This window comes from Holdemanella sp., from assembly GCF_056804935.1.
In genome coordinates this window covers 1-10,573 of record NZ_DBMEXE010000035.1, presented here as the reverse complement: position 1 = coordinate 10,573, position 10,573 = coordinate 1, and the positions used below count along the sequence as shown (strand labels likewise).

The window sequence follows — 10,573 nt, the reverse complement described above, 5'->3', positions numbered from 1 at the left end:
GGATGAAATTCTGAAGTATTTATAAATAAAAGCATACAATAAAAACTCCATCGATAAAGACTGAATGGATCGGGATACCGAATGATTCAGAAAGATGGAGTAGATATTGAAATGTTACCGGACGACTGGAAACGAACCGGGCACGTCATTTAGACGTGTGACTTTTTCGCAGAAAAAGTTTTTTCTTGTATAATCGTATAATTTTAAACAGTTTTTAGGAGTTGAAGAAATGGAAGAACGAAGAGATAAACGGAATATTGTTTATTTTATAATTAGTTATGTCATTAATAATTTGGCGAGTGGAGTTTTGTACGATACGTTTGTGAATTATCTGCAAGAAGCACAAACTTCTATCGCAACATCCTTCTGGGCCTTTTATGGATATGCCACATTTATAAGTGCAGCTTTATTGTTGCTAGTGCCAAAGATTGGCTATAAAAAGCTATTACTTTTTTGTTCACTTTCAACGGCATGTGCCTTTTTTGGCGCCGTCTGTATGGATTTTACTTGGGCTTTATATATCGCAACCCTATTGGCATTAACGGGTGTGCAGCTGCACTTTATTATGCTGAGTCCTTTTATTGCTTGTTATACAGAAGCGTTTAAAGATCAAGAAATACATTGGTATACAAGAACTTACTATATGGGGTATATTGGATATTTCTTGGCAACGTATCTTGGTGGAGCCTTTGTGGTAAAGGCGTTTAGTTGTGTGGCCAACATTTCATATGCGCAAGCCCAAGAGGCAACGCGCTATATGACGCATCTTTCATCTGGTTTATATCAATCTTATATGGATGCGAATCGAATGGTTCTATTCGTGGTGGGTTGTATTGCGTTAATTTCCTTGATTCCCATTTTATGTATATCGGAAAAGAAATCGGATTATCAAATGGAGCTTACTCCAAGGCTTTCTTTAAAGGAAAAAATGAATGGTGCAAGACAACTTTTATTAAATCGATATTCCCGGGCTTATTTATTGTATTGGGCTTTGATTTCTTTTGCAATGGGCCTATTTACATCGTACTATACTGTATATCTAAATCGAAATTTACATATTGATAAGGCAACCAGTTCTTTAATGGTATCCATTTCCTATGTGGCGATTGTCTTATTTATGTTTTTTACGCCGAAGTGCACAAAAAAATTTGGTAAAGTGGGAACGATCTTCTTAACGGTCATGGCCTCCATTCCTTTTATGTTGATGATTGGAAATGGAAATTATTTTGGTAAATATGTTGTACCTGTTGTTGGTGTATCACTATTTATACGTGCGGGCCTTGCGAATTTATCAAGTCCTGTGGATAGTGCTCTATCGATGGATGTGATTCCTAAAGATTTGCGGCCTGTTTATACCTCCGTAGTGAATTTTACGGCGGGTATTGTGAGTATATTGAGTGGTCATTTTACAGGAAAGATTTTATTTGTCCACCAATCTGGGTATCAGCAGGCTTATTTTATAGCCGCTATATTATATGCGATTGCAGGTATGGTTCTTTATCATGGACTTCATACCTTTAATCATAAAGAAAGTGAAATAGTTTTAAGTAAGGGAGAAAAAAGATGAACAAATTATTTAAAAAACTAGGTTTTGGCGATAAGACGGCAAAGAACTTCTGGGCTATTATTATCGTCGCATTTGGAGGGGCGATTATTTATGGCTTGCCATATTTTCGCTTTGATTACTATGATGCATATTTGGCTACGTATCATTTGACGAATACACAAATGGGTGTGTTTGGAAGTATTTTAGGAATTTTTGGTATGATTTCCTATTTATTTGGAGGTATCGTGGCAGACCGCTTTTCTACAAGAATGATCTTAACGGTTTCTTTAATTGGAACAGGATTGGGTGGTTTTGTACACTTATTACCATTGAACTACTATCAGTTGCTAGCACTTTATGCATTCTGGGGCATTTCAAGTTTATTTGCGTTTTGGCCAGCCTGTGTAAAAGCTGTTCGTATTCTATCGGATTCGGATGATCAAGGAAAAGCCTATGGATTCTTTGAAGGTGGTCGTGGCGTTGGTGCTGCTTTGATGGCTATGGGTGCTGTTGTAGCTTTCCGTATTGGCATTGGTCAAATCAATGACGAAGTGGCAGGTATGAAAACAGTCATTGTTTATTATTCCGTTTTGACAATTGCGATGGGCATCTTCTGTTTCTTTAAAGTAAAAGATGGACATATGGAAGCGAGTGAACGTATTTCTTTTAAAGGCATTGGGGAAGTATTAAAAATGCCAGCCATCTGGATCATCAGTTTTGTGACATTCTGTAACTATGTATTTACTTTGTCTTTGTATTACTTTACACCATATGCCACATCTATTTTAGGAGCCACAGTTACTTTTGGAGCTACACTTGCAGCTATGAAACGATGGTTTTCTTTATTTGGAAATGTTGGCGGAGGCTTCTTCTCCGATAAGTTTGGTACAGGAAATGCTCTATTGATTTCATTTGTGGTAATGGCTTTGGGTACTTTGGGAATTTTATTGTTGCCAACAAATGCAGGTTCTATCGTGCTCTTTACAGTTTTGTTTGTCTTAATCTATATTTTCTATAATGTAAACTATGCACAAACATGGGCTATGATGGATGAGGGTGCTGTACCAGAAAAGTATTCTGGAACGGCTGCTGGAATTATTTCTACAATTGGGTATTTGCCAGAAATTTTTGTATCTGTTTTAGCGGGTATGATGATTGATCAAAATCCAGGTGTTGGTGGATATCGTTTATTCTTTGGCTTCTTAGTTGCGATGTTAGTTTTAGGAGCTGTGTTTGTGTTGGTTTGGAAATCGTATTTAAAGAAACATCCGAAAGTAAATTAATATGGAAGCATTATTTGAAAGAGTTTTTGTGGAAACTACAGTGGATACAGACCAGGATGGACAATATGATTTGATTGCGGTTTATATTAAGCGTCCAAAGCTAGATGAAAAAGTTCCGGCTGTTTTTGTGGCCAATCCATATATGTTGCACTGTAATGAGGATTGGTATGATTTGTATGATGTAAATACAAATATACAGACATATCCAAGTCAGAATATTCAGCGTGAGGATATCACGTTTCATCCAAAAGATCCTGTAGTTTGTCCTAAAAAAGAAGCTGAACAAATTGTAGAAAGCAGTCCGTATCCAGAACCAGATCCAAGCGCTTATGAATGCATTTCAGATTTATATGCTCATTTACTAGAACGTGGCTATGCTGGTGTGTTTAGTGGTGGACTTGGTACAAGGGGAAGCGACGGATTAACAATGACGGGAAGTGAAGAGGAGATTCTTGCGTTTAAATCGGTCATTGATTGGTTAAACGGAAGAGCTCGAGCTTTTAGAGATAAGACAAGAACGGTACAAGTTTTGGCATCTTGGTGTACAGGTTCTGTTGCGATGTCTGCACGTTCTTATTTGGGTACAATGTGTATTGGGGTAGCCACAACAGGTGTAGAAGGCTTAAAGACAATTCTTCCTGAAGCGGGTATTTCCAACTGGTATGAATATTATCGTCATAATGGTTTAACTTTACCAGCCATGGATTGGCAAGGGGATGACTTGGATATTTTGGCAAAGTATTGTTTTTCACGTGCTTTAGATTCAAATGATTTTGCGTCGATCAAACCTTTGTTTGAAAAGAATCAAAAGACTCTTCAAGAAGGTGAAGACAGACAATCGGGAAACTACAATCGCTTTTGGGATGAGCGTAATTATTTGCAGCATGCCGATCGCATCCAAGCTTCGGTATTCGTTCTTCAAGGCTTAAATGATTGGAATGTAAAACCAGACCAAGGTATTCGTTTGTATGAAAAGCTTCAAGAACTTGGTAAAGATCGTATGATGTTGTTGCATCAAGGACAACATATTTATACGTATCATCTTGAGGATAGTCCTACATTAGGATTGATCGATCGTTGGTTGGATTATTATTTAAAAGGGATTGATACAGGTATTCAAAATGAGTCTAAGATTTATATTGAGAATAACCTAGATCAAAAATTGTGGATGCAAGAAGAGATTTGGCCACCTAAATCTTATAAGTCCTATCGTGTACAAGAGAATGGAAATCAAATGATTGTGGATGATTTGTCGCAAACGATTTATGATCGTAAACAAAAAAACACAAAGGCATGGCTGGATGAGTTGGTTTTAACTCAAAATGCGCATTCGCTTTCTTTTGATTTAGAAACAATGAAGGAAGATACGCGTTTTGCGGGAAGAGCCAAAGTTTCTTTTAGGGCTCGAATCCAACAGCCTACGGCCATTTTGAGTGCAATGCTTGTGGAAAAGGGAAAACAAGTTCGTTTGACATCGAATTTGGATGGGGATGAAAATCATTCTTTTGTCTTTAAAATGGAAGAAAAACCATCCGATTATTTTGTGATTACACGAGGTTGGATGAATGCACAAAATCGTTTGAATAATTATTCAAAGGAAGCCATTGATCCAGATACTTGGTATACATATTCATTTGACTTTGTCAGCAACGACTATACAATTCCTAAAGGACATACATTATCATTGATCTTGTATGGAATGGATGTGGACCAAACGCAATTGCCATTTGTGACAACAGAAATCGAAGTGGATACTGCTTCTATTGTTTGTGATTGTCCAATTGAATAATAAAGTGGGTTCAAATCGAAAGGATTTGAGCCTTTTTCAATGCAAAAAAAGACCAGCAACAACTGGTCCACATTTAGAGAGTCAGGAAAGTATAAGAATGGTTAGATATCAAATGTGTTAGAATGACTCTCTAGACAATATTATTCTAGCACGAATCTAAACCGTTGGACAACAAATTTTAGAGGAGAGAACTAGATATTATGCATATATTACGGAGAAGTCTAGTTCTCTAATCGATGTTAGATGAGCGGAACTCAAATGGGTGTTGGCGTAATACCATTTGTTTGTATTGGCGTAAATTATTTCTCATCCAACCGGGTTAGTATATCAGAAATGGTACCTTAACGACGTACCATATGTTCACAGAAAATAGTGAATCCGCTTAGGAAATGAATTAGGTTGATATGCGTAAAGGGTTTTCATCTAATTATATAGATAGACTATGCAGATGTTGGCTTAATGTAGGAAATTATGAAATATTATTTGTGCTTTGACATTGGTGGAAGTTCGATGAAGAGTGGACTTCTTAGTCGTGAGGGGGAAAATTATTGAGAAAAAATCATATCCAATGACAGATACTTTTAAGGTGTTGTACATATCGTCAAGATGCTAACTTACTTGGTGCACTCGCAAATTATATGGGTCGTAATGAATAGTGGGCAGAAATGTCCACTTTGGTTTGTTCAGGGTATGAAATTAAAGATTTCTTATATTGTTCTTGCTTTTTAGTTATACAAATTCTGCAATGTTAAGGTTGTTTCTACACTTCTTGATTTTCCTTTCTTTCTTTTATACAATAAGAAAGAAAGAAAGAAGAAAGAAAGGAATTAGAAAGGATGAATTAGAAGATGTTAGAATTTGAGAACCAGAATATTGAATTTAAGCAAGAGTATGTCCCTGACATCCGAAAAGAGGTGATGGGATTTGCGAATGCAGAGGGCGGCACAGTTTATGTTGGAGTACGAAAAGATGGAGCAGTTCTGGGTATTGGTGATCCGGATGGTGTGATGCTACAAATCGTGAATTCTTTGAAGGATTCGCTGGCACCAGACATAATGCCGTTTGTTAGAGTCAACTCGGTAGAATTAGAAGAAAAGCAAATTATCGAAATAGATGTAACAACAGGAACAAATCGACCGTACTATCTCCGTGAAAAAGGCCTGAAGCCTGGTGGAGTGTATGTAAGAAAAGGAAGTTCTACACAGCCAATGACTGAAGAGGGAATCCGGGAGATGATTCTTCAAAACAGTGGCAGATCTTTTGAGCTGTGCCGAAGTATGAATCAGGAATTGACGTTTCATACTCTCCAAACAGAGATGCAGAAAAGGTCTATCGAAATTGGACCATCGCAAATGCAAACTCTCAAGCTAATTGGTGAAGATGGCTTATATACAAATCTTGCATTGCTTTTATCAGACCAGTGTGAAACAACAACGAAAGTTGCGTTATTTCAAGGAACAGATAAGGAATTGTTCCGAGACAGAAAGGAATTTAAGGGCTCTATATTAAAGCAGCTTGAAGATGTTTACCAGTTTATTGATTTAGTCAATAAAACGAAAGCAACATTTTCAGGGCTGGATCGAACTGATAGAAGGGATTACCCGGAGGAAGCAGTAAGAGAGGCTTTACTGAATAGCATCGTTCATCGTGATTACTCTTTTAGTGGAAGCAATTTGGTCAATGTCTATGAGGACAGAATCGAATTTGTTTCTCTAGGAGGACTTGTATCAGGTTTGGAGCTGAAATCAATTTTTCTTGGTGTTTCACAATCGAGAAATCCGAACCTTGCAGCTGTTTTCTACCGCATGAGATTGATTGAGAGTTATGGTACTGGAATCGGAAAAATTGAGCGTGCCTATAAAGCATGTCCATTCCAGCCAGAGTTTGAAACCGCAAAGGGTGTTTTTCGGGTTACACTTCCGAATCGAAATGAAGAGCAAGAAGCTGAGGTACAAAAAATAGAGTATGCGAATAACGATATAACACTCGATGAGCAGAAGAATCTCATTATTCAGTATGCGCGAGAAAATGGTAGCATAACAAGAAAAGAAGTCGAAGATTTGATTGGTGCAGGAACAACAAAGGCATTCCGATTGCTTAAAGAACTTTGCGAGGTTGATAAACTTGAACAAAAGGGAAGCGGAAAGTTGAGTGCCTACTTTATCAAGTAAATATCAATGCATGAAGAAGTATCTTGGCGATGATCAGGATCCTTTTTCATGCCGTTTTAATCTGGAGAAACAGTAGAAAAGCCAAAAGAAAAAAGAGCTCAACGCATCAGGCTCTTTCAAGGGGTTGTCCGAAGACGACCACCGCAAAATATATCGACAGAAGCATTGGTGAATTGAGTTACTAATGCTTCTTTTTTTCTGCAAGGTTAAGGATAAAATACAAAAATAAATATTCCATTGAAGGAGATAAGATGGTGATATAATACCTTATTGTAGAGGGTATGAAATGAATTTTAATAGGGCATTAAATAAGGAACAAACAACTTGTATCAATGGAATTTTTGTGTTGTTTGTGTTTCTATCCCATTTTGGACAATATGAAACGATGCCATGGAATGGGGTATTATTGGCAATTGGACAACTCATGGTTGCACCATTCTTGTTCTATTCGGGATATGGCATTATGGAACAAATTAAAAGAAGAGGTATTGTGTATATTGACAGCATGCCAAGAAAAAGAATATTGAAGTTTTATATTCACTTTTGTATGGCATTATGTATTTACTTGTTTTTATCATTCTTATTAAGGAAAGAGTATTCCTTTGTTCGTATTATATTCTCATTTACGGCATTAAGTTCCATTGGAAATAGTAATTGGTATGTATTTGCGATATTAGCTATGTATAGTATTGTATATATTTCGTTTAAACAATGTAAGAAACATAGTATGACTTCATGTGTAGTATTTACCATTCTATATATAATTTTGATGGATGTAATAAAGGATCAGGCTTGGTGGTACAATATCATTCTTTGTTTTCCAGCAGGTATGATTCTATCTAAATATAAAGATCGGGTTTGTTCCATTATTCAAAAACCAGTATTCTTTATTTTCTTGGTGGTTTTAGCTTTTAGTTTATATTGTCTTCACTTACCAATACTCGCATATGAAATAATTTCGATTGCGTTTTGTTTCTTGATTGTGGATGTATGTGCATATAAAGAAATTAAAAATGGTTTGTTCCATTTCCTAGGTCAATATGTATTTGAAATCTATATACTTCAAAGAATTTCAATGAACTTGTTTGATCGATATTTAAATGACTGGATCTATTTAGTCGTGTGTATTCTAGTCACTTTAATTCTTGCCTATTACTTTAAAAAGCTAGAGACAAAAGTGGATGGGTTACATATTTTTAAAAATTTTAGTTGACAAAAAATAGCATTTTCCTGTATATTTTTTTGCGTACTAATCGTACAGAAATTGACCGCCTAGATATAGGCTAAGGCTACACGGACGGCCGGGTCAAATGCCGAAGACTTGTTGAAGAAGCAAGAACCGTATTTAGGGAATACGGAAGGGTGTTTACCCTTATTGATTGAGTTAAAAGCTCAGTTTTATAAAGTACAATATACCTTATGAAATGGTCAATAAGCTGGAATTTCTGTTACGAAAAGTATGCAGATAGATGATGGACGAAGATAGGTGTATATTGTGCGCCTATCTTTTTTTGTGTGGGTAAAGGAGAAGAGGAATATGAAAAAGATTTTACAAGCAAGCCTTAGTGCAGTATTGGTGTTGAGCCTAGTGGGTTGTGGTTCGACAAAAGATGAGGCCATCTATCAAGATTCGATTGATGCCTACGTGAATGAAATTGATATGGACTATGCGTATGACTTCACAAAAACATTGTCTACAGATACTTCATTACATGATAATTCACTTGGATTTAGAACGAGTGGTTCCGATGCAGAACATAGAACAGCCAATTATTTGGCTAAGGAAATGAAGGCCATTGGTTTAAAGAATGTAGAAAAGATACCTGTCAATGTGGATAAGTGGCAGTATAATGATGCTTCACTTACGATTGAAGGAACAGATATTGATTTGATGCCCGTATCGTATATGGTGAATGGCACAGATGAAAATGGGATTACAGCACAAATCGTAGATTGTGGTACTGGTTTTGCGAAAGACTATGAAGACAAGGACGTTGAAGGTAAGATTGCGTTAGTTGGTGTGGATCAATTTAATGAATCTTGGATTGGTGGATATATTTATGAGGCGTATGAGCATGGCGCAAAAGCATTAGTCACATACGATTTGGATGGATATGGAAGATTTAGTGATGATGATCATCAAATTCAGGATGTTTGTGCAGAAGATATTATGCCTACGACAATCATCACAATGAGTGAGTACAAACAAATTAAAAAGGCTTTAAAACAAGGCCATGATATGGCTACTTTAAAAGTAGATAGTGTAATGGAAGAAGGCAATGGTACAAGTTATGATGTGGTTGGCTATATTCCTGGTAAGTCACATGATCAACAAATTATTTTTGCCGGACATTATGATATGTATTTTACTGGTTTTCAAGATGACTGTAGTGCTATTGGAACCATAATGTCAATGGCTAAGACAATGATCGATAGTGGCTATGTGCCTGAAAATGATATTGTGGTTGTTGCACATGGTGCTGAAGAATGGGGCGCAACAGGCACTGAATTTGATTGGACAAGAGGTGCTTATGAATTGATCAACAATGTACATCCTGAGTGGGCTAATAAAACTTTAGCTTTATTTAACTTTGAATTGGATGCCTATGATGATGGTTCAGATACATTCATGGTGACTTGTGTTCCTGAATATGCGTCTTTAGTAAAAAGCTTAGTGGATTCAGGTGCATTGAATGGTGCTGTAAAAGAATATAAGAATGGTATTTCTACAAAGACGTATGATACAACGACAATGGAAGATGGTGTTTCTTATCGTAATGCGGGAGTTCCTTATTTCTTAAATACAACGGATACTTGTTCTGGAGAAACAAAGGACGATGGTGAATATACTTGGACACAACTTCATTATCATACAGAATCCGATAATACGGATACGTATAGTGAAAAGGTGATGAAGGCTAATATTGCGGTATTTGGAAGTATGGCTATCGCCATCGATCAGCTTCCAGCTATGTCTTTAAATATGCAGGCTACCATTGATGATTTAAAGGAAAGCTTTAATGAAGATTTAGCTTTGGAAGCTGGTGTTTCTAAAAAGGATTGGGACAAGGCTTTAGCTGTATTTAAAAAAGAAGTAGAGTCATTAAATGCCGAGGGTCAAGATATTAATGATCGTTATATAAAGGCGGTAAGTTCTAAATCGGATGTTACTTCAATTCAAAAAGAAGGAAAAGCCTACAATAAGAAAGTATTAGACTTATTTAAATATGTACAGGATAACTTTGTCGGAATTGTATTCTCGAGTGATGTTGTGATGAAGCACGTGGGATATCAAAACAACATTGAATATATGGATGAAATCATTCAAGATTTAAAGAAAGACAAAGTAAGTGATGCTCTAGATGTGGCATACCAATTAAATGGTTTGTGTGAATACAATTATTACTTATTCTCACCAAATGCGGCTGCTAAAATTGATGCGCATGCAGATAAGGCAGTTGAAAACAATAAGTGGTGGGGCAATGATAAAGGCTACTATTTCGCAAACACAAAAAACGCTACAACATCTTTATTAAATAAAGAAGATGGAGATGATGTAAGTGAAGAAATCAAAGTGTATGAAAGCGCTAGAACGAAACAGTTAGATTCTTATAAAGAAGCGCTTGAAAATGAAATCTTGGCAATGAACAAGATGGGTCAATAAATATAGGCTTGGCAATATAAATGCCAGGCTTTTTTGGTTATAGTCACATTTAATAAAATGGGATATAGACATCATTAATGTCAAATAGGCTTGTACAATTTACCTGTAAGTGAGGTAATG

The 10,573-nt window shown here is 36.4% G+C and carries 6 protein-coding genes; all 6 read left to right on the top strand.

What is annotated here, in order from left to right:
* The first annotated feature begins 229 nt into the window (after positions 1 to 229).
* The 6 genes from ACZQCL_RS03005 (at position 230) to ACZQCL_RS02980 (ending at position 10,453) form a co-directional block, all read left to right on the top strand.
* The gene (locus tag ACZQCL_RS03005) at positions 230 to 1,567 is read left to right on the top strand and encodes an MFS transporter (protein WP_482481812.1); all 1,338 of its coding nucleotides are present in this window, start codon (positions 230 to 232) and stop codon (positions 1,565 to 1,567) included.
* Positions 1,564 to 2,829, top strand: coding sequence for an MFS transporter (locus tag ACZQCL_RS03000; protein WP_217256439.1), 1,266 nt, complete (start codon positions 1,564 to 1,566; stop codon positions 2,827 to 2,829). Before ACZQCL_RS03005 ends, ACZQCL_RS03000 begins: the two co-directional genes overlap by 4 nt.
* Before the next feature lies 1 nt (position 2,830).
* On the top strand, positions 2,831 to 4,618 hold the full coding sequence (locus tag ACZQCL_RS02995) for a CocE/NonD family hydrolase (protein ID WP_482481811.1): 1,788 nt from the start codon (positions 2,831 to 2,833) through the stop codon (positions 4,616 to 4,618).
* Positions 4,619 to 5,466: 848 nt separating this feature from the next.
* The gene (locus ACZQCL_RS02990) at positions 5,467 to 6,789 is read left to right on the top strand and encodes an RNA-binding domain-containing protein (RefSeq protein ID WP_482481810.1); all 1,323 of its coding nucleotides are present in this window, start codon (positions 5,467 to 5,469) and stop codon (positions 6,787 to 6,789) included.
* Positions 6,790 to 7,075: 286 nt separating this feature from the next.
* Complete coding sequence (locus ACZQCL_RS02985) at positions 7,076 to 8,002, top strand: acyltransferase family protein (protein WP_337531616.1); 927 nt, start codon at positions 7,076 to 7,078, stop codon at positions 8,000 to 8,002.
* Between the two features lie 324 nt (positions 8,003 to 8,326).
* Entirely contained in the window at positions 8,327 to 10,453 is a 2,127-nt protein-coding gene (locus tag ACZQCL_RS02980; RefSeq protein WP_482481809.1) for a M28 family peptidase, read from the top strand.
* Positions 10,454 to 10,573 lie beyond the last annotated feature (120 nt).